The sequence below is a fragment of the Halomarina salina genome, from assembly GCF_023074835.1.
GTDB lineage: Archaea > Halobacteriota > Halobacteria > Halobacteriales > Haloarculaceae > Halomarina > Halomarina salina.
This window is the reverse complement of sequence record NZ_JALLGW010000001.1, coordinates 859,143-879,210: the sequence shown is the minus strand read 5'-3', so window position 1 is coordinate 879,210 and position 20,068 is coordinate 859,143. Positions and strand designations below refer to the sequence as shown.

General features: G+C 67.4%; 24 protein-coding genes. 9 read left to right on the top strand and 15 right to left on the bottom strand.

Going from position 1 to position 20,068, the window contains the following annotated elements; all coding sequences use genetic code 11:
* Positions 1 to 11 precede the first annotated feature (11 nt).
* Positions 12 to 626, bottom strand: a complete 615-nt coding sequence (locus MX571_RS04430) for an MBL fold metallo-hydrolase (RefSeq protein ID WP_247414376.1) — start codon at positions 624 to 626, stop codon at positions 12 to 14.
* A gap of 82 nt (positions 627 to 708) precedes the next feature.
* On the opposite strand from MX571_RS04430, the gene MX571_RS04425 reads away from it, so the two are divergent.
* The 3 genes from MX571_RS04425 to MX571_RS04415 are packed head-to-tail and all read left to right on the top strand — an operon-like array spanning position 709 to position 2,120.
* Positions 709 to 888, top strand: a complete 180-nt coding sequence (locus tag MX571_RS04425) for a DUF5786 family protein (RefSeq protein WP_247414375.1) — start codon at positions 709 to 711, stop codon at positions 886 to 888.
* The gene (locus MX571_RS04420) at positions 885 to 1,505 is read left to right on the top strand and encodes an endonuclease dU (protein WP_247414374.1); all 621 of its coding nucleotides are present in this window, start codon (positions 885 to 887) and stop codon (positions 1,503 to 1,505) included. Before MX571_RS04425 ends, MX571_RS04420 begins: the two co-directional genes overlap by 4 nt.
* A 24-nt stretch (positions 1,506 to 1,529) precedes the next feature.
* Positions 1,530 to 2,120, top strand: a complete 591-nt coding sequence (locus MX571_RS04415; RefSeq protein ID WP_247414373.1) for a uracil-DNA glycosylase — start codon at positions 1,530 to 1,532, stop codon at positions 2,118 to 2,120.
* 60 nt (positions 2,121 to 2,180) lie between these two features.
* On the opposite strand, the gene MX571_RS04410 is transcribed toward MX571_RS04415, so the two are convergent.
* The 3 genes from MX571_RS04410 to MX571_RS04400 form a co-directional block, all read right to left on the bottom strand.
* A complete protein-coding gene (locus MX571_RS04410; protein WP_247414372.1) occupies positions 2,181 to 3,203 on the bottom strand; it encodes a PhnE/PtxC family ABC transporter permease in 1,023 nt (340 codons plus the stop codon).
* Positions 3,200 to 3,982: a phosphonate ABC transporter ATP-binding protein gene (gene phnC, locus MX571_RS04405; RefSeq protein WP_247414371.1), complete on the bottom strand. Its 783-nt coding sequence runs from the start codon at positions 3,980 to 3,982 to the stop codon at positions 3,200 to 3,202. Before phnC ends, MX571_RS04410 begins: the two co-directional genes overlap by 4 nt.
* Before the next feature lie 63 nt (positions 3,983 to 4,045).
* Entirely contained in the window at positions 4,046 to 5,095 is a 1,050-nt protein-coding gene (locus MX571_RS04400) for a phosphate/phosphite/phosphonate ABC transporter substrate-binding protein (RefSeq protein WP_247414370.1), read from the bottom strand.
* A gap of 145 nt (positions 5,096 to 5,240) precedes the next feature.
* Between MX571_RS04400 and hisH the strand changes: the two genes are divergently transcribed.
* Entirely contained in the window at positions 5,241 to 5,882 is a 642-nt protein-coding gene (gene hisH / locus MX571_RS04395; protein WP_247414369.1) for an imidazole glycerol phosphate synthase subunit HisH, read from the top strand.
* A gap of 73 nt (positions 5,883 to 5,955) precedes the next feature.
* On the opposite strand, the gene MX571_RS22315 is transcribed toward hisH, so the two are convergent.
* From MX571_RS22315 to MX571_RS04385, 3 genes are all read right to left on the bottom strand, one after another.
* Positions 5,956 to 6,084, bottom strand: a complete 129-nt coding sequence (locus MX571_RS22315) for a hypothetical protein (RefSeq protein WP_282594457.1) — start codon at positions 6,082 to 6,084, stop codon at positions 5,956 to 5,958.
* Between the two features lie 262 nt (positions 6,085 to 6,346).
* Positions 6,347 to 6,694: a hypothetical protein gene (locus MX571_RS04390; RefSeq protein ID WP_247414368.1), complete on the bottom strand. Its 348-nt coding sequence runs from the start codon at positions 6,692 to 6,694 to the stop codon at positions 6,347 to 6,349.
* A gap of 227 nt (positions 6,695 to 6,921) precedes the next feature.
* A complete protein-coding gene (locus MX571_RS04385) occupies positions 6,922 to 7,485 on the bottom strand; it encodes a cysteine hydrolase family protein (RefSeq protein WP_247414367.1) in 564 nt (187 codons plus the stop codon).
* 152 nt (positions 7,486 to 7,637) lie between these two features.
* Between MX571_RS04385 and MX571_RS04380 the strand changes: the two genes are divergently transcribed.
* Positions 7,638 to 8,750, top strand: coding sequence for a tRNA (guanine(26)-N(2))-dimethyltransferase (locus tag MX571_RS04380; protein ID WP_247414366.1), 1,113 nt, complete (start codon positions 7,638 to 7,640; stop codon positions 8,748 to 8,750).
* 51 nt (positions 8,751 to 8,801) lie between these two features.
* Positions 8,802 to 10,115, top strand: coding sequence for a YihY/virulence factor BrkB family protein (locus MX571_RS04375; protein ID WP_247414365.1), 1,314 nt, complete (start codon positions 8,802 to 8,804; stop codon positions 10,113 to 10,115).
* A gap of 383 nt (positions 10,116 to 10,498) precedes the next feature.
* On the opposite strand, the gene glnA is transcribed toward MX571_RS04375, so the two are convergent.
* On the bottom strand, positions 10,499 to 11,893 hold the full coding sequence (gene glnA / locus MX571_RS04370; RefSeq protein ID WP_379750988.1) for a type I glutamate--ammonia ligase: 1,395 nt from the start codon (positions 11,891 to 11,893) through the stop codon (positions 10,499 to 10,501).
* 109 nt (positions 11,894 to 12,002) lie between these two features.
* Between glnA and lrp the strand changes: the two genes are divergently transcribed.
* Positions 12,003 to 12,458, top strand: a complete 456-nt coding sequence (gene lrp, locus MX571_RS04365) for an HTH-type transcriptional regulator Lrp (protein WP_247414364.1) — start codon at positions 12,003 to 12,005, stop codon at positions 12,456 to 12,458.
* A 104-nt stretch (positions 12,459 to 12,562) separates the two neighbouring features.
* Positions 12,563 to 13,381, top strand: coding sequence for an AAC(3) family N-acetyltransferase (locus MX571_RS04360; protein WP_247414363.1), 819 nt, complete (start codon positions 12,563 to 12,565; stop codon positions 13,379 to 13,381).
* Between the two features lie 34 nt (positions 13,382 to 13,415).
* Here MX571_RS04360 and MX571_RS04355 read toward each other — a convergent pair whose 3' ends face one another.
* Together MX571_RS04355 and MX571_RS04350 are read right to left on the bottom strand one after the other, a co-directional pair.
* On the bottom strand, positions 13,416 to 14,522 hold the full coding sequence (locus tag MX571_RS04355; protein ID WP_247414362.1) for a glycosyltransferase: 1,107 nt from the start codon (positions 14,520 to 14,522) through the stop codon (positions 13,416 to 13,418).
* A gap of 126 nt (positions 14,523 to 14,648) precedes the next feature.
* Positions 14,649 to 15,569 (bottom strand): sodium:calcium antiporter, encoded by a 921-nt coding sequence (locus tag MX571_RS04350; protein WP_247414361.1) that lies wholly within the window; start codon positions 15,567 to 15,569, stop codon positions 14,649 to 14,651.
* Between the two features lie 65 nt (positions 15,570 to 15,634).
* Between MX571_RS04350 and MX571_RS04345 the strand changes: the two genes are divergently transcribed.
* Complete coding sequence (locus MX571_RS04345) at positions 15,635 to 16,291, top strand: HD domain-containing protein (protein WP_247414360.1); 657 nt, start codon at positions 15,635 to 15,637, stop codon at positions 16,289 to 16,291.
* Between the two features lie 116 nt (positions 16,292 to 16,407).
* Here MX571_RS04345 and thsA read toward each other — a convergent pair whose 3' ends face one another.
* From thsA to MX571_RS04320, 5 genes are all read right to left on the bottom strand, one after another.
* The gene (gene thsA, locus MX571_RS04340; RefSeq protein WP_247418427.1) at positions 16,408 to 18,078 is read right to left on the bottom strand and encodes a thermosome subunit alpha; all 1,671 of its coding nucleotides are present in this window, start codon (positions 18,076 to 18,078) and stop codon (positions 16,408 to 16,410) included.
* Positions 18,079 to 18,251: 173 nt separating this feature from the next.
* On the bottom strand, positions 18,252 to 18,428 hold the full coding sequence (paaE, locus tag MX571_RS04335) for a 1,2-phenylacetyl-CoA epoxidase subunit PaaE (protein ID WP_247414359.1): 177 nt from the start codon (positions 18,426 to 18,428) through the stop codon (positions 18,252 to 18,254).
* On the bottom strand, positions 18,425 to 18,889 hold the full coding sequence (paaD, locus tag MX571_RS04330; RefSeq protein WP_247414358.1) for a 1,2-phenylacetyl-CoA epoxidase subunit PaaD: 465 nt from the start codon (positions 18,887 to 18,889) through the stop codon (positions 18,425 to 18,427). Before paaD ends, paaE begins: the two co-directional genes overlap by 4 nt.
* Before the next feature lie 3 nt (positions 18,890 to 18,892).
* On the bottom strand, positions 18,893 to 19,732 hold the full coding sequence (gene paaC, locus MX571_RS04325) for a 1,2-phenylacetyl-CoA epoxidase subunit PaaC (RefSeq protein ID WP_247414357.1): 840 nt from the start codon (positions 19,730 to 19,732) through the stop codon (positions 18,893 to 18,895).
* Positions 19,732 to 20,067 (bottom strand): phenylacetic acid degradation protein PaaB, encoded by a 336-nt coding sequence (locus MX571_RS04320; RefSeq protein ID WP_247414356.1) that lies wholly within the window; start codon positions 20,065 to 20,067, stop codon positions 19,732 to 19,734. The genes paaC and MX571_RS04320 overlap by 1 nt, the downstream gene beginning before the upstream one ends.
* Position 20,068: the final 1 nt, after the last annotated feature.

Sequence of the window (20,068 nt, the reverse complement as noted above, 5' to 3'; positions counted from 1 at the left end):
CGGAGCGACCGCTACTGCTCGTCGGGGTACTTCGGTTCACGTTTCTGGGCGCGGCTCAGCGACGTCTCGACGACGTCGCGGACGTCGCCGTGGAACTCGCCGCCGTGACCGGCGTACATGTACTCGACGCCGTCGGGCATCCGGTCGAGCAGGTCCTCGATGGACTGGACGAGGCGTTCGCGGGACTGGCCTGGGCGGTCGGTCCGCCCGAAACTGCCGTAGTCGAACGCCCCGTCGTCGTGGACGACGACGTCGCCGCAGAACAGCGTCGTCTCGGAGACGAACGAGACGTGGTCCCCGGCGTGGCCGGGCGTGTAGACGACGTCGAACGACTCGTCGCCGATATCGACGCGGTCGCCGTCCTCGATGGCGTGGGTGCGGTGGTCGTGCTCGCCGTAGGCGTAGCAGTCCGGGTCGAACGCCTCGCAGACGGCGTCGAGCTGGGCGACGTGGTCCGGGTGCTGGTGGGTGAGGACGATCCGGTCGACGGTGTCGACGTGGTCGCGGACGGCGTCGACGACGCCGTCCCACGCGCCGACGTCGACGAGCGTCGTCACCCCACCGACGACGAGAAACGCGTTACAGGTGAACGTCTCGGCGTCAGCCGTGACGTTGTAGACCTCCATGAGCGGCTAGAAGCGTGTGGGTCACTTCAGCCTACCCGTCGGCCCAATGTTTTTCCGTGGGAATTCCTTAGCGGGACTCGTTATGGGGTTTGGGAGCTACGATGAGTCCGAGCAGGAGAACCAACAGATCGACACCGACCTCGACGGCAACGAGGACGTAAACGCTGGCGAGGCCCACGACGGAGCCGTGACGTTCGAGTTCGGGGCCTCGAACGACGAACTGCTCGACCGCCTCGGCGACATGAAAGACGAGGAGGAGTGACGCTCCGGGGGCGCGTCCTCGGCGTCGCCGAGTCCTACGGCGGTGGCTCGCAAAGCACGATAGCGGGCGCGGTCGTCCGCTCCGACCGCATCCTCGACGGTCTCGCATTCTCGACGATTTCTCACGGTGGCAGCGACGGCACCGACCGCATCGCCGAACTGGTCGCGGACCTCGGGCGCGACGACGTGCAGGCGACGCTGCTCGCCGGCGTCGCACCCGCGTGGTTCAACCTCGTCGACGTCCGGACGCTCGCGGACCGAACGGACCGCCCCGTCGTCGCCGTCTCCTTCGAGGCGAGTTCCGGCCTCGAACCCGCGCTCCGCGAGCAGTTCTCGGGCGACGCGCTCGCCGCCCGACTCGCCACCTACGAGCGACTGCCCGAGCGCTCGCCCGTCGCGGTGAACGACGAGACGCTGTTCGTCCGCGCGGTCGGCTGTGACGACGCGGCGGCCGCGGACCTCGTTCGAGCGCAGACGCCCGAGGGCGGCCGCCCCGAACCGCTCCGCCTCGCCCGCCTCGCCGCTCGCGCGGCCGACGAGTTCGGGCGCGTCGTGAGGAGCGAGGCCGACGACGGCGGTGCGCGCGACGACGGGAGCGACGGCAACCACAACCAGTAGGGCGGTCGCCCGCCCACGTCGCGTATGGAACAGATGGAGGGCCTGACGGTGACCGCCTGCGAGCGCTGTCCCGCGCTCTGCGAGTCGCGGTCCCGAATCGTCAACGGCGACGGCCCCGACGACGCGTCGCTGCTGTTCGTCGGCGAGGCACCCGGCGCACAGGAGGACGCCGAGGGCAGACCGTTCGTCGGGCGTTCTGGCGACGTGTTGAACGACGCCCTGCGCGACCGGGGACTCGCCCGGTCGGACGTCCGCATCACGAACTGCGTGCGCTGTCGCCCGCCGGACAACCGCGACCCGCACAAGGAGGAACTGGCGAACTGCCGCGACTATCTGGAGACGGAACTGGCGCGCGTCGACCCGGACCTCGTCGTCACGCTCGGGAAGGTGCCGACCGAACACCTGCTGGAGCGGTCGGTCGCGGTGACGAAGGAGGCGGGGAGCGTCCACGACGTCCGACTCGGCGACGCCACCCACCGACTGCTGGTCTGCGTCCACCCCGCGGCGACGCTGTACGACCGGAGCCAGCGCGAGACGTTCGACGAGGCCCTCGACGAGGCCGTCGCCCTCGTCGGCGAGGGGGCGGGCGACCAGTCGCGGCTGGGCGACTACTGAGTCGGGTCGCTCCGTCGGGAGAGTTCGGGAGCGCGTCGAAGAAGAGAGGAGAGGTCGCAGTCAGTTCTTGGAGTCCGTCCTCGTGTCGCCCGTCCCGAGCCACTTCTTGGGGTTACCGAGGTCCCGGAGGGAGTCGACGAAGCCCTTGCCCTCGTGCTCGCCGGGGCGCAGGCGCGCCCGGATTCGCGAGGAGAGCAGTTCGACGCTGAGGACGATGAAGATGACCATCGCGATACCCGCGGCGGCGCGACTGTACGCACCGAGCGCGATGCGGGTGTCGATGTACTGCCCGATACCGCCGGCCCCGTAGACGCCGAGGCTGATGGCGATGCGGGTGTTGATCTCCAGGATGTACAGCGTCCAGGCGACGAACGACGTGGAGACCTGACTCAACATCCCGAAGGAGATGATCTGCGTCCGGTCCGCGCCGGTCGAACTGATGGCCTCGATGGGGCCGTCGTCTATCTCTTCGAGTTCGTCGGTGAACAGGCGACCGAGGTTCCCGATGGTGTCGGTCGCGACCGCGAGCATCGCCGAGAGCGGCGTGATGCCCGCCAGCGGGATGTAGATGAGAATCCAGACGAGCGCGGGAATCGCGCGAATCGTCGACATCGTGCCCCGGAAGACGAAGTTGAAGGGGAACGGGACGACACGTTCGCTGCCCAGAATCCCGAAGACGAGCGCGAGCGGAAAGCCGAGCACCGTCCCGGTGAACCCGATGACGATGGTGATGAAGCTCAGGCCGAGGATAGTGCCGTTCCGACCGGCCTCGGTGGTGAACGTCTCCGCGAACGTCCCCGGGTGGAGGATGGTCTGGACGACGCCGCTCAACCCCTCGACCTCGTTCGTCTTCGTGTAGAGCGACAGTTCGATGAAGTTCGGCGGGACGAAGTCCACGATGGACGCGACGAAGCTGTCCTGCTGCCGGGCGAACTGCTCGAGGGTGAAGTTGAGCACCTGAAGACCGGCGTAGGTCAGCGCGACGATGGCGAGGAGACCGACGAGCCAGAGGATGCGTTTGATCCGCTGGCTGCGTTCGATGGTCGACAGTGCCTCTTCGATGGTCCGGTTCTCGCTGCTCATTGGGTGATCTCCTCTTCGTCTTCGATCTCGTTGGCGAGAGCTTCGGGGGGTTGGTCGCCGCCGTCGCCGTAGTAGATCTCGTCGACGGCGTCCATCGTGAGGTCCTCACGGGTGCCGTCGAAGACGACACTCCCGTCGCGGACGCCGATGAACCGGTCGCCGAACTCGCGGGCGAGGTTCACCTGGTGGAGACTGGCGATGGTCGTCAGTTCGCGCTCCTTCGCGGCACTCTTCATGTACCGCATCACGTCGCTGGCGGCCTTCGGGTCGAGGCTCGCGACGGGTTCGTCTGCGAGCAACAGGTTGGGGTTCTGGACGAGTGCGCGAGCGATACCGACACGCTGTTTCTGCCCGCCGGACATCGACCCGGCGCGTTGGCGAGCCTCCGAGAGGAGACCGACGGTGTCGAGCGCTTCGAGTGCGGCTTTCTTGTCTTCCGTCGCGTACGCCGAGACGAGACTGCGAACGTAGCCGGTTCGGCCGAGCGCACCGGTCAGGGCGTTCCGGTACGCGGTCATGCTCTCGATGAGGTAGTGCATCTGGAACACCATCCCCACCTCGCTCCGAGCGCCCCCGACGGGTCGGTCTCCGATGAGCACCTCCCCCTCCGTGGGCTGGGTGAGACCGTTGAGAACGCGGAGCAGCGTCGACTTCCCCGCCCCGGACGGACCGAGCACCACGACGAACTCCCCCTCCGGGACGTGGACCGAGATGTCGTCGAGTGCCACGGTATCCTCCCCGTAGACTTTTGTAACGTTCTCTAGTGATACTGCTGGCATTGGATATGGTAACGAATCGTGTTTGATAGGCGTGACGAATACCGACGGTCGGAGACGGAGGCGTTAGCCTTCGAGGAAGCCGATGTCGATGCCGAGCTCCTTCGCCACGTCGATGACCGGTTTGTAGGTCTCCTGGTCCGCCTCGCGGACGTCGGAGAACCAGAGGTCGTCCGGGTTCTCGTCGTCGTCGCCGTCGGCTTCGCCGTCCGCACCCAGGTACATCGACTCGGGTGCGTTCAGCAGGGCCTGCGTGACGGCGTCCTGCTGCTCCTGTGGCAGTTCGGGGCTGACACAGATGGGCGCGCGCGGGATGCCCTCGTACTTCTTGATGTACTTGAGGCCCTCACTCAGCTCGCGGTTTTCGTTGAGCGTGATGAACTGACCGACACCACAGACGTCGGCCTGACCGTTCTCGACGGCGGCGAGCGCCTTGTCGTGGCCGCCAGCGAACTGCGCGGTGAAGTCGGCACCGACGTCGCTCTGTGGCAGTTCTCCGATCTCGACGCCCGCGTTCGACAGCATGTACAGCGGGAACAGCGCACCGCTCGCGGAGAGTCGGTCCGCGAACGCGATGGTCTTCCCGCTCAGGTCCTCGACGGAACTGATGTCGGAGTCGGCCGTCGTCGTCAGCGTGCTGACGTACGTGAACGAGCCGTAGCCCTTGCGCTGGAGGGTGATGTTGACCTTCTCGGCGCGCACGCCGAGCGCAGCCGCGAACGGACCCATCTCGGCGACGTCGGCCGTCCCCGACCCGAGCGCGGACATGACCGCGCTGTAGTTGTTCCCGTAGCGCAGCTTGGCCGGAACCGAGAGTTCCTCCGAGAGGTACTCGCGAACCGGCTTGTACTGCTGCATCATCTGCTCCTGCGGCTCGGACGGGGACATGATGAAGTTCAGCGTCCCGTCCATGTACTGTTCGCCCTCCGACGTCTGCTCCTGTGTCGTCCCCTCGGTGGAGGTGTTCCCAGTACCCCCGTCCGTCGTCTCCGACCCCTCTCCCCCGGAGGTGTCCGGTTCCTCCGTGTCTCCGCCGCCGCCACCGAGACAGCCAGCGAGGACACCTGCTACGCCTGCCGCACCCGCGGTTTTCAGAAATTCACGTCGGTTGGACATCGTGTGAACATATGGACATCCTTGAGGACACGTCTAAATGTTTCTATTTCACCCTGATTTGCATCAGTGTTCCATAGTAATATATAGACGATAACTGGACGTTTGCGAGGGAAAACACCTTGCGTCGGCCCGTCGAGCGAATCGTATGAGCACGCAGGTCGGTGCGGAAGTGGTCGTCGTCGACTACGGTCTCGGCAACCTGAGGAGCGTGACGCGCGGCCTCGAACGTGCCGGGGCGGCCGTCGAGGTGACCGCCGACGCGGGGGCCATCGACCGGGCCGACGGCGTCGTCCTCCCCGGCGTCGGCGCGTTCAGCGAAGGGATGGAGAACGCCGGGCCGTTCCGCGACGCCCTCGCCGACGCCGCCGCCGAGGGGACGCCCCTGTTCGGCATCTGTCTGGGGATGCAGATGCTCCTCACCACCAGCGAGGAGGCCGCTCACGCTGGAGAGGGAGATGTCGAGGGACTCGACCTGATTCCGGGTACCAACCGCCGGTTCACCGGCGACCTGAAGGTCCCGCACATGGGCTGGAACGACCTGTCGGTCACCCGCGACCACCCGCTCGTGGAGGGCGTAAACGGGCAGTACGCCTACTTCGTCCACTCGTACTACGCCGTTCCCGACGACGACGACGCCACCGTCGCCACCGCCGACTACCCCGACCCGTTCCCCGCCATCGTCGCCGACGACGCGGGGACCGTCTTCGGCACGCAGTTCCACCCCGAGAAGTCGGGCGAGACGGGGCTCCGTATCCTGCGGAACTTCGTCGATATCTGCACGGAGTAACGAGGACCGAGTAGCGCGGCTCGACGGCGCTGGCCGGTCGAAGAATCGATACGGTGTGAAACCGAGCGCCGACTTACGCCAGCAGTTCGTCGCGACTCACGCCGAGGTCGGCGAGTTCCTCGTCGCTGTGTTCCTCCGCGACCTCGCGTTTCTCGCTCGCGCTCAGTTCTTCCAGTTCGAAGTCGCCGATATGGTGGCACATACTCGCGTGTTACCGCGCGACACGCTTCAATGTTTTCTGGAGGAGCCGGACCTCTCGCCAGGACAGAGCGTCCGCGTGCGTGGGCGAAGCGAACGAGTGCAGTTCTCCAGCCCGAACGAGCGACAGCGAGTGAGGAGTGGCTTCTTTCATCGACGTTCGTCAGAGCTTCGCTCTGACGCGCACACCAGAACGCGTCGCGTTCTAGGGCGTTTTTCCGCCGAGCGGTGCGCCAGCGGCGCACCCGAGTCCGGAAACGGTCGCGTTACAGGAACTCTCGAACTTCGGAGTACCACATGTCGTGGTGGTCGACGGCGTCGATACGGGTGGCGATCTCGGCGGCGAGGACGTGCCAGCAGAGGTCGGTGGGGTCCTCGGCGTCGAGGTTGTACCGGGCGTCCTCGCAGGGACAGCCCCGACCCTCGACGACGTACTCCTCGCGGTGGCCGACGACGACGGTGAAGTCGCGGTACTGCTTGACTCGTCCCTCGGCGACGGCCTCGATGGCGCGACTGGCACGGGACCCGTGGGCCTTGAGCAGTTGCTGGGTGGTGGTCGCGTCGAGTTCCCCCGCGTCGGCGAGGGCGGTCTGCCAGTCGTCTACCGCCGTCACGGCCCTCGCTTGACGCCCATCTCGCAAAACAGGTTCGGTCCTAGAAGTCAGAGTATAGCGTGAAGAAACGTGAGAGAGTATCGTGACCTCGAAAGCCCCCGCCATCTCGTGGACTGCGACTCGCTGCGCTCCTCGTTCGCTTCGCTCACTGTGGTGCTTGCATCGTCTCGTCTCACGTGAGGGCGGCCCCTTTCAGTTCCACCCGAGTGATTGTTCGGTCGTCGGCCCTACGGCGAGGGGCGGCGTTCGGGCACCTCGATGTCGGCGCTCTCGGCGATGGTGGCGAACTCGCCCGCGAGGTGTGCGAGCGCGAAGCGGTGGTTCTCCTCGGCCGAGAGCGACGTGCCGTCGTGGCCGGGACGGTCGAACGTCGCCGTCGCGTCGGCGAGGACGGTCACCTCGTAGCCCCGGTTCTCGGCCATCCGGGCCGTCGTGGAGACGCAGTGCTCGGTCGTCAGCCCACAGACGACGAGCGACTCGTACCCACGCTCGCGGAGCCAGTCGTTGAGGTCGGTGTCGACGAACGGGCCGTTGACCGACTTCACGAACACCGGTTCGTCGTCCTGCGGTTCGGCGACGGGTTTGAACTCGAACCCCTCCCGGTCGGAGCGGAGCGGCGAGTTCCGTTCGGTCGAGGCGTGCTGGAGGTGGACGACGGGCCACTCGGCCCCTCGCCAGCGCGTCAGGAGGTCGCCGACGGTCGATTCGAGGTCCGGGTTGTTGCGCTCGCCCCAGACGGAGTCGTCGAAGCCGCGCTGCATGTCGACGAGGACGAGGACGGGATTGCTCATGCTCGCGAATACTCCTCCTGTGGGGATACGCGTTGGCATACGGGACGGACGCCGCCAGCGGAACGACGGAACAGGCGAACGAAGCGCGAGTCACGGGCGAGGAACGCGACACGATGCGGGCCGCTTTTCGCGTCGGCCCCGCGACTCCGGGTATGGACGTCCGAGAGGGGAACGTGACGGTCGAGGTGCCCGAACAGGCCGACGCGGGGCGCGGCGACGGCGTGTTCTTCAACCCCGACCAGGAGTTGAACCGGGACCTCACCGTCGCCGTCTTGCGCGCCCACTGCGAGGACCACGGCGTCGGGTCGTACCTCGACGCGACGGCCGCCAGCGGAATCCGCGGCGTCCGCGCGGCCAGCGAGGGCTGGGACGTGACGTGCAGCGACACCGACCCCGAGGCGGTCGACCTCGCCAGCGAGAACCTCGCACGCAACGACCTCGCGGGCGACGCGGTCCACCGCAACGCCAACGCCCTGATGCACGAGACGTGGCACGACGTGGTCGACCTCGACCCGTTCGGGACGCCCGTCCCGTTCGCCGACGCCGCGTTCAACAGCGCCCGCGACCTCCTCTGTGTCACCGCGACGGACACCGCGCCACTCTGTGGCGCGCACTTCGAGAGCGGCCTCCGCAAGTACGGGGCCGTCCCGGTCAACACCGACTACCACGCCGAGGTGGGAATGCGTGTCCTCCTCTCCGCACTCGCCCGGACCGCCGCACGCTACGACGTGGGCGTCACGCCGGTGTTCAGCCACGCGACGCGCCACTACGTGCGGACGTACCTCCGGCTCGACCAGCGCGCGACCGACGCCAACCGGACGCTGGAGGACCTGGGCTACGTCTACCACTGCTTCGAGTGTGGCTACCGCGAGCACGAACGCGGCTACCTCGCCGACCCCATCGGCGACTGTCCGAACTGCGGGACCTCGACCCGTACCGTCGGCCCGCTGTGGCTCGCGCGGACACACGAGCCGGCGTTCGTCGAGCGGGTCGCCGGCCACGTCACCGACGAGATGGGCGAGCGGAAACGCGCCGAACGGCTCTGCGACCGACTCGCGGGCGAACTCGACGAACCGACCCACTACGACCAGCACCGACTCTCGAAGCAGTGGGGCGTCTCCGCCATCGGGATGGACGAGTTCGTCGGCCGCCTCCGCGACGCCGGCCACGACGCCTCGCGGAGCCACTACGGTGGGACGACGTTCAAGACCGACGCCGACGTGACGGCGATTCGCGACGCAGCGGTGGAGGAATCGTCGGAGTGAGACCGCCGCTTCCCCCTCATTATATGTAATCTTCGGGCGAATCGATTCCCCGTGAGTCGAAGCGCACGCCGCTCCATCGACATTCTCAGGGGGGTGATTCGTGGCGTCCAGTCGGACCGCATCACCTTCATCGCCGCGAGCCTCTCGTACTACGCGTTCGTCTCGCTCATCCCGCTGTTGATGCTCGCACTCGTCGTCGCGAACGTCGTCGGTGGGGAGGGGTTCCAGAACGCGGTGCTCGACCTCGCGGAGTCGAACCTCGGCGGCGACACCGGGGCGACCGTCGTTGACACCGTCACCGGCGGGGAGGGACAGGCCGGCGCGTCCGTCGTCGCGCTCGTCACGCTGACGTGGAGCAGTCTGAAGCTGTTCCGCGGGATGGACGTCGGGTTCTCCATCGCGTACCGGTCACCGTTGCCCGAGGGCATCGTCGGGCAGTTGAAACGCGGGTTCGTCACGCTCCTCGCCGTCGGCGGTGGTATCGTGTTCACCGTCGCCGTCGGGACGGTCATCGCGCTCTCGCCGGCCGACCTCGTAATCGGTGGATACAGCCTGCTCGGACTGCTCGGCACGCTCGCGCTCCTCTGCGGCCTGACGGTGACGTTCCTCCCGCTCTACTACTTCCTCCCGAACACGGAGATAACCGTCCGCGAGGCGCTCCCCGGCGCGGCGTTCGCGGCCGTCGGCTGGACCGCCCTCCAGACCGGCTTCCGACTGTACACCCAGTACGCCAGCGGCTACGAAGCGTACGGCGTCCTCGCGGGCGCACTGCTGTTGCTCACGTTCCTCTACTTCGGCGGCCTCGTCGTGCTTACAGGCGTGGTCTTGAACTCCGTCCTCGCCGGACGGGTGAGCACCGACGAGGACTTCGACACCGACGCCGACACCGACGCATCGCGACCGACCGACACCCACCGCTCTCTCATGGCAGACGATACATCAGATTCCACCCGATACGACCCGACCGCACCGGACGACGACCGAGAACCGAGCGCGATGGCCGAGGACGACCTCGAAGCCGAGGTCCGGCGACTGCGCCACGAGGTGCGCTCGTTCGAGGACCGCATCGAGGAGCGGACGGTCCACCGCGACGAACTGGAGTCCGACCTCAAGCGGTACGTCCGCCAGCGGGCCCGCCGCGGGAAGGCCCGTGGCTGGGGGCCGTACCTTGTGCTCCTCTACGGGACGGCGATGACCCTCGGCGCGTTCTGGTGGCTGAGTGGTGGGTGGGCCATCCTCGCGATGGTCGTCGTCTGGCTCTCGACGCTCGGTCTGTACGTCGTGTTCGTCGTCCTCGGCCTCACGTTCGGGGCGCTCGGACTACCGGGGAAACTGCTCGACCGGGTCCGTTCGTTCCGGAGCTAACCGGGACGGGTCAGGTCGAGAGCGCGTCGTGACGCTTCCAGAGGACCATCACCGCCAGCGACGGCCACGAGCGCGCACGCGACCAGTGGCGACGTCCGACGCGGCCGAATCGTCGTTTCGGAACCCGAGTCGAATACGACAGACGGGGAGCGACGAGGAGGGAACGCCGATTGGACCCGAAACGGAGGCGTCGCTCGGCGAATCGAACCACGAGACACGAGAAGCAGCACCGCGAGCGAGAGAGCGTAGCGAGGCGGCTTCGCCGCCTCGGGGTGCGCGAACGGCGTAGCCGTGAGCGATAGCGAACGAGCGAGCGCCTTTTTAGTCCAGGTTTTTGCGCCGAGCGGTGCGCCGAAGGCGCACCCGAGGCGTAAAAACGTGGTTTAGTAGGTCTCCAGGTACCGGTCGAGTTCCCACTGGGAGACGTCGATGCGGAACTCGTCGTACTCCTGGCGTTTCGCCTCGATGAACTTCTCGGTGACGTGCTCACCGAGCGCGTCCATGACGACCTCGTCGGCCTCCAGCGCGTCGACCGCCTCGCCGAGGTTCGTCGGGAGCGTGTCGATGCCGTACTCCTCGCGTTTCTCCTCGTCGAAGTCGTAGATGTTCTCACGGACCGGGTCGGGACACTGCAGACCGCGCTCGATGCCGTCGAGACCGGCGTGGATGAGCGCCGCGAACGCGAGGTACGGGTTACACGACGGGTCCGGGAAGCGTGCCTCGACGCGCGAGGCGGCCGGGACGCGGGCGGCCGGTTTGCGGATGAGCGCCGAGCGGTTGCGGTCGGACCACGCGATGTAGACCGGTGCCTCGTAGCCCGGAACGAGCCGTTTGTAGCTGTTGACCGTCGGGTTGGCGACGGCCGCGAGCGCGGGGGCGTGTTCGAGCATCCCGGCGGTGAACTGCTTGGCCGTCTCGCTCAGGTTGAACTCGTCGGTCTCGTCGTGGAACGCGTTCTCGCCGTCCTCGGTGAACAGCGAGATGTGCGTGTGCATCCCCGAGCCGTTGATCTTGGCGATGGGCTTGGGCATGAACGTCGCGTGGAGTTCGTGCTGGGCCGCGATGGCGCGGACGACCGACCGGAACGTGGCGACGTTGTCGGCCGTCGACAGCGCGTCGTCGTACGTGAAGTTGATCTCGTGTTGGCCCTCGGCGACCTCGTGGTGGGACGCTTCGACCTCGAACCCCATCTCCTGGAGGCCGTAGATGATGTCGCGGCGAACGTCGCTCGCGAGGTCCTTCGGCGCGAGGTCGAAGTAGCCGCCAGCGTCGTTCGTCTTCGTCGTCGCGCGGCCGTCCTCGTCCTCCTCGAAGAGGAAGAACTCGGGTTCGGGAGCGGCGTTGACCGTGAAGCCGTGTTCGGCGGCGCGGTCCAGCGCGCTCTTCAGGACGCCACGGGGGTCGCCCGCGAACGGTTCGCCGGTGGAGGTGTCGATGACGTCGCAGATGAGCCGAGCGCTGGCGGTGCCGTCGTCGCGGTTCCGCCACGGCAGGATGGCGAACGTGTCGGGGTCGGGTTTCAGCCGCATGTCCGACTCCTGGATGCGTACGAACCCCTCGATGGACGAGCCGTCGAAGTAGATGCCTTCCGTGAACGCCTTCTCGGCCTGCGTGGCCGGAACGGACACGTTCTTCACCGTACCGAGGATATCCGTGAACTGCAAGCGGAGGAAGTCGACGTTGTTCGCGTCGATCTCGTCGACCACTTCCTGTGCCGCCGCGGAGAGTCCTCCGTCCGCTGAAACATTTGGATTCGTCATTTTCGTCAGTCGTCCCATACAACACTATTGTCCTATAAAGTCGTACTGGTCAGTGCAACTCTCCCGCTTCACGGCCACAAATGGATATTCGTAAAATTATAGTCCCTTCACACACAGAGGGATTGTAATGACGTACGAAAATTTAGACGAGAAGCTTGTCAACGCACTGCTGGCGGACGGACGCGCGAGCCTCCGCAGCCTGGCAGAGGAACTCGGCGTCTCCGTGACGACGGTGTCGAACCACCTGAAGGACCTCGAATCGAGCGGCGTCATCGAGGGGTACACGCCGGTCGTCAACTACGACGCCGTCGGCTACGACGTCACCGCCGTCGTCCAGTTGAAGGTGGAGGGCAACGCCATCGGCGAGGTGACCGAGTCGCTCCGGGACGCCAAGCAGATGGTGTCGGTGTACGAGGTGACCGGCGACCACGACATCGTCGCCATCGGCAAGTTCCGCGACACCGACGACATGAACCGGCAGATAAAGGAACTGCTCCACGACGTCAACGTCAAGGAGTCGAACACGAGCGTCGTGCTCAACACCGTCTCCGAACACGAGCAGTTCCCGCTCGACGTCGAGTAACCGGCGAGGACACCACTTATCAACCGGGGCGACGACGGCAGAGATATCTCACCGGGCCGCCGACGCACGCGCGACCGCCGCGCCGGAACCCGGCTCTCGTCGCCATGTCACCGAACCTGCTCACGAACGTCAGTCGTGCCGGAAACCTCCTCAAACACCAGACGCTCAAGCAGGTGAACCGACGCCGAGGAGCGGGTCGGGTCCCCGAGTCCCGGTTCGACGACCTGCTCGCGCGGTACGGTGCCGACCACTCGACGGTGTTCGTCCACGCCGGACTGGCCGACGTGAAGGCCGCGTTCGGCGGGGACCCCTACCGGTTCCTGCTGGAGCGACTCGACGACCACTTCGAGAGCGTCATCGCACCGGGGTTCACCGACTACTTCGCGACCTCCGGCGTCTACCACAAGGAGTTCTCGCGGCCGAAACACGGGAGTTTCGTCAGGCAGTTCCTCGACGACGCCGACTACCGCACCGACGACGCCATCAAGTCGTTCCTCGTCCGCGGCGACTACCGGTTCGAGGACTGCGTCCACGAGGAGAGCTACCACGAGGACGGCTGCTTCGCCAAACTCGTCGAGGACGACGTCCTCGTGCTGGACGTCGGCACGCCGTGGCTGGTCTGTTCGCACCTCCACTTCTTCGAGTCGCGCTACGACGTCGACTACGTGGCCGAGTACACCTTCGACGGCGTCCGCTACAGCGACCGGACGACGTTCGAGCGCATCGAGCAGACGGTCGACAAGCAGGTCTCCGAACTGTACTCGTGGAACAAGCCGAAGCTCATGGAACTGCTGGACGACGAGGGCGTCCTCGACCGACACGACCTGAACGGCCTGAACGTGCTGGCGTTCACGCTCGGCGACGTCGACGAGGCGCTCAGTCCGAAGCTCCGTGAGAACCCGTACTGGCTCGTGACGCTGTAGGTCGGCTCGAACCGGGGAGACCGCTCGCGCCCGGTCAGGCGTCGGCCGGGCGCTGGCCGGTCGCGACGAACTCGAACACCGCCGCCCACTCCTCGCCGACGGCCTCGAACGAGAGGCGCGACTCCACCTCGGTGGCCGCGTCGGCCATCGCCTCGCGGGCCGCCTCGTCGGTCAGCAGTCGCTCGATGGCGTCGGCGTACGCCTCGGCGGTGTGCTCGGCGACGAGCAGCCCGTTCTCGCCGTCGTCGACGACGTCCGGAATCGCGCCGACCGCGGGCGCTATCGACGGGACGCCGACGAGCATCGCCTCGACGAGGCTCAGGGGGAGCATCTCCCGCTCGGAGGTGAGGACGTACGCCCTGGACGTCCGGTAGTAGTCGACGGGACTGCTCGCCCACCCGGGCACGTCGACGGCGTCGTCCAGTCCTCGGTCGGTCACTGCCTGGCGAACCTCGTCTTCGAGCGGGCCACCCCCGACGACGGCGGCGGTGAACGGCACCGACCGCTCGCGGAGTTCCGCGAGGGCGTCGACGAACAGCAGCGGGTCCTTCTCGGCGCTCATCCGCGTCAGCCACAGCACGTCGTACTCGGGGTCGGCCTCGACGCTCGCGTCCGCGAAGTCCGAACTCACCGGGTGGAGCACGCTGAACGTCCGGTAGAGGGGGACGCCCATCGCGGCGAGTCGGTCCCGGAAGTCCGACCCGCTGACCGTCACCACGTCGAACTGCCGGAACAGCCACCGTACCGCCACTCCGTAGCGGGCCTCGGCGTGGACGTCGAGGTCGCTGCCGATGATGCCGAGGTGGGCGGGCGTCCGTGAGAGCGCACCGATAGCGAGGGAGAACAGGCCGTAGGGGACGAGCGAGAACGAGACGACGAGGTCGAAGTCGCGGCGCACCGCCAGCAGGAGGGCGACGACGAACTGCCGGAGGAGGGTGAGCGGCTTCCAGCGCGAGGGGCTGAGCTGGTGGAACTCGACGCCGTTGCCGTCCTCGGGGACCGGCCCCGTACAGACGTACACCACCTCGTCGGCGGCCTCGGCCAGCGGGAGGACGTGCGTCTCGACCTTCCCGACCTTCGGTTCGCCGTCGACCCAGATGCCGAGTCCGGCGACGACCAGCACGGCCGTATCGCGGTTCATGGAGAGTCCGCACGGATACGAGAGATAAAAATGGCGATAGGTGCCGCGAAATCATCGCGGTCCGGAGCGAGCAGACGCGCCGACCGACGGCGACCCGGCCACGCGAGAATCGTATCCGCGAGGGCATCAGAGCGCGTCGAGCACCCACCGGGCGGCGACGGCGAGCACCACGACCACCCCCTCGGTGCGCGTCAGTCGGCGACCCGACCAGAGCGCGACGGCCGCGAGCGCCGACAGCGCGGCGAGCCACCCCACGTCGCCGAGGGCCACAGCGTCGACTGCGAGGGGGCGAATCGCCGCCGCCGCCCCGAGAATGGCCAGCAGGTTGAACACGTTCGACCCGAGGACGTTACCGACCGCGACGGTCGCCAGTCCACGGCGTGCCGCCACGGCCGACGCCGCGATCTCGGGTGCGGAAGTGCCGACGGCGACGACGGTCAACCCGACGAGCCACTCCGACGCGCCGAGGAGACGGGCGAGGTCGCTCGCCGCCCCTACCAGGAGGGTCGCTCCCCCGACGACGACTCCCAGACCGACCAGCGCCGCGAGCGGCGAGTACCACCGGGGGGGCTCCGTCGGCACGTCCGCGACGTCGGCGCTCGTCCCCGACCGGAGGACGACGATGAGGTAGGCGAGGAAGGCGACGAGGAGGACGGCTGCTTCGAGGCGAGAGACCCGAAGGTCGAGCAGGAACGCGCCGACCAGCGCCGTCGTCCCCACCATCACCGGTGCGTCCCGGTGGACGAGCGCTCGCGGGACGAAGACCCCCGCCCCCGCGACGACGACCACCCCACCGAGGATAGCGAGGTTGAACAGGTTCGATCCGACGACGTTCGCCGCCGCGATGTCCGAACTGCCGACGAGCGCCGCGTCGACCGAGACGGCCAGTTCCGGCGCGGAGGTGCCCAGCGACACCACGACGAGGTCCGAGACGCCGACCCGACGGGCGAGGCGGGCGGCGTGACCGACGAACAGCGTCGCTCCTACCCACAGCCCCACGATACCGGCCGCGACCAGCACGACGTCGAGCGCGACGGCACTCACCATGGCGGGACACCGACCGCCCGCATCAAGAACGGAACGACTTTGCTCCTCTCGGGGCCGCGTCCGGTATGCTCGACACCCTCCGCGACCGTACCCGTCCGTTCTTCGAGGACGCCGCGCCCGCCCACGACTGGCACCACGTCGAACGCGTCGACCGCCTGGCGGGACGCCTCGCCGACGAGTACGAGGAGAGCGACGAACGCAGTGCCAGCGACGGCAGCGCAGACCGCGGTACGACGGTCGACCGGGAAATCCTCCACGCGAGCGTCTATCTCCACGATATCGGCCGGGAGCGCGAGGCACACGGCGAGGTCGAGGACCACGCGGTGTGGGCCGCAGGGCAGGTACCCGCCCTCCTCGGCGACCTCACCGACGGGGAGACCGTCGACCGCGTCCGCCACTGCGTCCGTGCCCACCGCTACTCGGGTAGCGTCGAACCGGAGACCGTCGAGGCCGAACTGCTCTGTGACGCCGACAACCTCGACGCGATGGGCGCGGTCGGCGTCGGCCGCACCTTCGCGCACGGCGGGACGCTCGGCGAGCCGATGCACGGCGACGGCGACGACCCGCGCTCGGGCGGGCAGTTGGCCCACCTCCGCGGGAAGATCAGCTCGCTACGCGACCGGATGTACACCGACCCCGGCCGGGAGCTCGCCGCCGGACGCCACGCCGTCGTCGAGCGATTCGTCGAGGAGTTCGAGGCGGAGCTGGCGGGCGAGCGATAGAGCGCCGAACGGGGCGACGATAGCGGTCGCTACCGAGGTGAAAACAAGGGAAGTGTTCGTGAGACGGTGCGGCTGTCGCGGTCGGTTGGGACGGGTGGGAAGTGCCTGAACCGAACTTACATCGCACCGCCCATGCCGCCCATACCGCCCATGCCGCCCATGCCGCCCATACCGCCGCCGCCGGGTGGCATCTCGTCGTCGCCGTCGTCGTCCGTGCCGCCGCCCTTGAGGTCGCCGGCCGCGATGACGTCGTCGATGCGGAGGATCATCACGGCGGCCTCGGTGGCGCTCTCGACGGCCTGCGTCTTGACGCGGAGCGGTTCGACGACGCCGTCGTTCTCCATGTCAACCACGTCGCCCGTGTAGGCGTCGAGGCCGTACGTCTGGTTGCCGTTGGAGTGCTCGCTGCGGAGCTCGACGAGCGAGTCTATCGGGTCGAGGCCCGCGTTCTCGGCGAGCGTGCGGGGGATGACGTCGATGGCGTCGGCGAACGACTCGATGGCGAGCTGCTCGCGGCCGCCGACGGAGTCGGCGTAGTCGCGCAGTTCGAGCGCGAGTTCCGTCTCGGGGGCGCCGCCGCCGGGCAGCACCTGCCCGTCTTCGAGCGTGACGCGGACGACGCCGAGGGCGTCCTCGATGGCGCGCTCGACCTCGTCGACGACGTGTTCGGTGCCGCCGCGGAGGATGAGCGTGACGGACTTCGCTTCGTCGACGTCCTCGACGAAGATGCGGTTGTCGCCCGCGATGTCCTTCTCGGAGACGTTACCGGCGAAGCCGAGGTCGTCCTCGGTGATGTCGTCGAGGTTCGAGACGACGCGACCGCCCGTCGCGCGGGCGAGGCGCTTCATGTCGGACTTCTTCGCGCGGCGGACGGCGAGGATGCCCTCCTGCGCGAGGTAGTGCTGGGCCATGTCGTCGATGCCCTTCTGACAGAAGACGACGTCGGCGCCGACGTTCTTCAGCTGGTCGACCATCTCCTTGAGCTGCTTCTCCTCCTGGTCGAGGAACTGCTGGAGCTGGTCGGGGTCGGTGACGTTGACCTCGGCGTCGATCTCGGTCTCCTTGACCTCGATGGCCGAGTCGAGGAGCGCGACGTTGGCGTCCTCCTTGAAGTACGGCATGTTGTCGTGGACGCGCTCCTTGTCGACGATGACGCCCTCGACGAGTTCGGACTCGGTGACCGAGCCACCGACGGCGGTCTCGACCTTCACGTTGTCAGTGTCGATGTCGTCGTCGTCGGCGACGGTCTGGACGGCCCGCACGACGAGCGAGGAGAGCGTGTCCTTCGCGTTCTCAGCGCCCTTGCCCGTCATCGCCGTCGAGGCGATCTGTTCGAGCTGCTCGGTGTCCTCGGCGGAGACGTCGATGGCCATGTCCTCGAGGACCTCCTTGGCCTTCGCGGAGGCCTGGCGGTACCCCTGCGCGAGGATGGTCGCGTGGATGTCCTGGTCGAGCAGGTCCTCGGCCTTCGCGAGGAGTTCGCCGGCGATGACGACCGAGGTCGTCGTGCCGTCGCCGACCTCGTCCTCCTGGGTCTCGGCGACCTCGACGATCATGTTCGCGGCGGGGTGCTCGATGTCCATCTCTTTGAGGATGGTGACGCCGTCGTTCGTGACGACGACGTTGCCCGAGTTGTCGACGAGCATCTTGTCCATCCCTTTCGGGCCGAGTGTGGTCCGTACGGCCTCGGCGACGGCCTTCCCGGCCGTGATGTTCATCGACTGGGCGTCGCGCCCGGACGTGCGCTGACTGTCCTCGCTGAGTACGATGAGGGGCTGGTTGCCCATCTGTTGAGCCATAGTCACCCAGGCGTTGTTTGCGATTCTATAAAAAAGTGTCGTAGTGGGCGAGACAAACCGTGCCACAGGAACCCCGTGACGCCACTGTCAATCGTTGCCACGCACCTGTTTAAGTACTGAATCGGCAGTGAGCTGAACACTCCGATACTCGCCGCGACCGGTCAGCCGACGGCCTCGAACGGTTCCTGGCAGTCCTCGCAGAAGTGGATGGACCGACAGAGCGACGGCCCCTTCGGGTGCTCGCGCTCGGTGTTCGTCCCCTCGCAGTAGGGGCAGACAGCAGGCTCCTCGTCCCCGTCGCCGTCACCGGCCGCCACGGAGGGGTCGCGGCGTCTCATATCGACACCCCGAACTCCCGCAGGTCCTCGCGGCCCGCCTCGGAGACGAACTCGACGGACCACACCGGCGACCAGACGAGTTCCACGGAGGCGTCGTCGACTCCCTCCGGCGAGGCGGCCGCCTCGCGGACGTCGTCGAGGAGCATGTCGCGGGCCGGACAGCCGGTGTACGTGAGCGTCATCGTCACCTCGGCGTGGGTCCCGGTCTCGTCCTCGCGCACGGCCACGTCGTAGACGAGCCCCAGGTCCACCACCGAGACGGGCATCTCGGGGTCCTCGACCTCGAACAGCGCGTCCCAGATTTCCCGCTCCAGACCCTCGCTCCCTGCGCCGTTCTTCGGGACCACTGTGTCCTCGGGCACCTCACCCGAGCGGTAGTCGGTGTACGCGCAGTACTGCGGGCCGTCGGTCGGGTCCGGTACTGCTTGCGAGTCGGTCGGTGGCTCTGGCGTGTCCGACATGGATTACGCCTCGTCCGGGTCCACCATCAGGCGGCGGGCCTCGGTGCGGTCGAGCATGCGGTACGTGTAGGTCAGTTCGTTGTACTGGCGCTGCCAGTCCTCGGTGTGGCTCCCGTCGCGGCCGGTCTGCTCGACCACGAGGTCGTCCAGTTCGGACTCCTCGGGCACGGAGACGCCGAGCCCGTCGAGGAACGCGCCCGTGATGTCGTACCACTCCGCGCGCAACTGCGACAGCGGCGTCGGACGCAGACCGAGGTCGACGATGTCGGCTTCCTTCCCGGTCCCTTCGAACAGCGTCAGCGCGTACGGGTACAGGTCGTCGACGGCCTGCTGGACCCGCTGTGTGCCGTCCGAATCCTCGCAGAGCCGTTCGAGCCAGTTCTGGGCGTGCTCGCGGTGGTAGTGCTCCTCGCCCTGCACCTTCTCGATGCGGTCGGCGATGCGGGGGTAGGTGGTGTCGGCGAGCGCCTCCAGCTGGAGGAACTCGGCCACGTCGTAGAGATAGGAGCGGACGACGGCGTCCGCCCAGTCGCCCGAGTCGAACTGCTGTTCGCAGAGCGTCGCGTGCCGAAAGTCGTCGGCCGGGCGCTCCCAGATGAGTTCGGACTCCTCGTAGCCGAAGTCCTCCAGCAGGTCGTACCAGAGGCGCGCGTGGCCGAGTTCGTCCTGCGCGATGTTCGCGATGGCGATGTCGGCTTCGAGCGTCGGTCCCTGGCACTGCCAGTCGGTGTACCGGTCGGCGACGACGAACTCGTCGTCCGCTAGCTGGTACAGCAACGCCTCGACGGCCTCGCGTTCTCGCTCGGAGAGGTCGCCCGGCGCGCCGAGTGCTTCAGCAGGCATCAGCTATCGGCCTCCGCTTCCTCGCGTCCTTGCTCGGCCTCTTCCTGTTCGCGCTGGGACGCCTCGATCTCCTCGGCGAACGTCTCGTCGGTGTTGTAGTTCGTCGCCCACCGGTACTCCTTCTGCGTGCGGCCGCCCATCGCGACCCCCTCGTCGTCCGAATCGACCTCCGCTATCTCCTCCTTCGGGACGACCCACAGCGAGTGAGCGGGTTTCCGGCGGGCGTGCATCACCTGCGCGTACATCCGGGCCATCTCGCGGTTCGGGGCGTGGACGTTGCCGACGTGGACGTGGTAGTCCTTGCGCTGCTCCTGGCGGAACACTTCGAATATCATG

What these genes read in the sequence shown, in the direction of transcription:
- MX571_RS04430 (WP_247414376.1), bottom strand. Translation starts at nt 626, where the DNA reads ATGGAGGTCTACAACGTCACGGCTGACGCCGAGACGTTCACCTGTAAC.
- MX571_RS04425 (WP_247414375.1), top strand. Translation starts at nt 709, where the DNA reads ATGGGGTTTGGGAGCTACGATGAGTCCGAGCAGGAGAACCAACAGATC.
- MX571_RS04415 (WP_247414373.1), top strand. Translation starts at nt 1,530, where the DNA reads ATGGAACAGATGGAGGGCCTGACGGTGACCGCCTGCGAGCGCTGTCCC.
- MX571_RS04410 (WP_247414372.1), bottom strand. Translation starts at nt 3,203, where the DNA reads ATGAGCAGCGAGAACCGGACCATCGAAGAGGCACTGTCGACCATCGAA.
- phnC (WP_247414371.1), bottom strand. Translation starts at nt 3,982, where the DNA reads ATGCCAGCAGTATCACTAGAGAACGTTACAAAAGTCTACGGGGAGGAT.
- MX571_RS04400 (WP_247414370.1), bottom strand. Translation starts at nt 5,095, where the DNA reads ATGTCCAACCGACGTGAATTTCTGAAAACCGCGGGTGCGGCAGGCGTA.
- hisH (WP_247414369.1), top strand. Translation starts at nt 5,241, where the DNA reads ATGAGCACGCAGGTCGGTGCGGAAGTGGTCGTCGTCGACTACGGTCTC.
- MX571_RS22315 (WP_282594457.1), bottom strand. Translation starts at nt 6,084, where the DNA reads ATGTGCCACCATATCGGCGACTTCGAACTGGAAGAACTGAGCGCGAGC.
- MX571_RS04385 (WP_247414367.1), bottom strand. Translation starts at nt 7,485, where the DNA reads ATGAGCAATCCCGTCCTCGTCCTCGTCGACATGCAGCGCGGCTTCGAC.
- MX571_RS04380 (WP_247414366.1), top strand. Translation starts at nt 7,638, where the DNA reads ATGGACGTCCGAGAGGGGAACGTGACGGTCGAGGTGCCCGAACAGGCC.
- glnA (WP_379750988.1), bottom strand. Translation starts at nt 11,893, where the DNA reads ATGGGACGACTGACGAAAATGACGAATCCAAATGTTTCAGCGGACGGA.
- lrp (WP_247414364.1), top strand. Translation starts at nt 12,003, where the DNA reads ATGACGTACGAAAATTTAGACGAGAAGCTTGTCAACGCACTGCTGGCG.
- MX571_RS04360 (WP_247414363.1), top strand. Translation starts at nt 12,563, where the DNA reads ATGTCACCGAACCTGCTCACGAACGTCAGTCGTGCCGGAAACCTCCTC.
- MX571_RS04355 (WP_247414362.1), bottom strand. Translation starts at nt 14,522, where the DNA reads ATGAACCGCGATACGGCCGTGCTGGTCGTCGCCGGACTCGGCATCTGG.
- MX571_RS04350 (WP_247414361.1), bottom strand. Translation starts at nt 15,569, where the DNA reads ATGGTGAGTGCCGTCGCGCTCGACGTCGTGCTGGTCGCGGCCGGTATC.
- MX571_RS04345 (WP_247414360.1), top strand. Translation starts at nt 15,635, where the DNA reads ATGCTCGACACCCTCCGCGACCGTACCCGTCCGTTCTTCGAGGACGCC.
- thsA (WP_247418427.1), bottom strand. Translation starts at nt 18,078, where the DNA reads ATGGGCAACCAGCCCCTCATCGTACTCAGCGAGGACAGTCAGCGCACG.
- paaE (WP_247414359.1), bottom strand. Translation starts at nt 18,428, where the DNA reads ATGAGACGCCGCGACCCCTCCGTGGCGGCCGGTGACGGCGACGGGGAC.
- paaD (WP_247414358.1), bottom strand. Translation starts at nt 18,889, where the DNA reads ATGTCGGACACGCCAGAGCCACCGACCGACTCGCAAGCAGTACCGGAC.
- paaC (WP_247414357.1), bottom strand. Translation starts at nt 19,732, where the DNA reads ATGCCTGCTGAAGCACTCGGCGCGCCGGGCGACCTCTCCGAGCGAGAA.
- MX571_RS04320 (WP_247414356.1), bottom strand. Translation starts at nt 20,067, where the DNA reads ATGATATTCGAAGTGTTCCGCCAGGAGCAGCGCAAGGACTACCACGTC.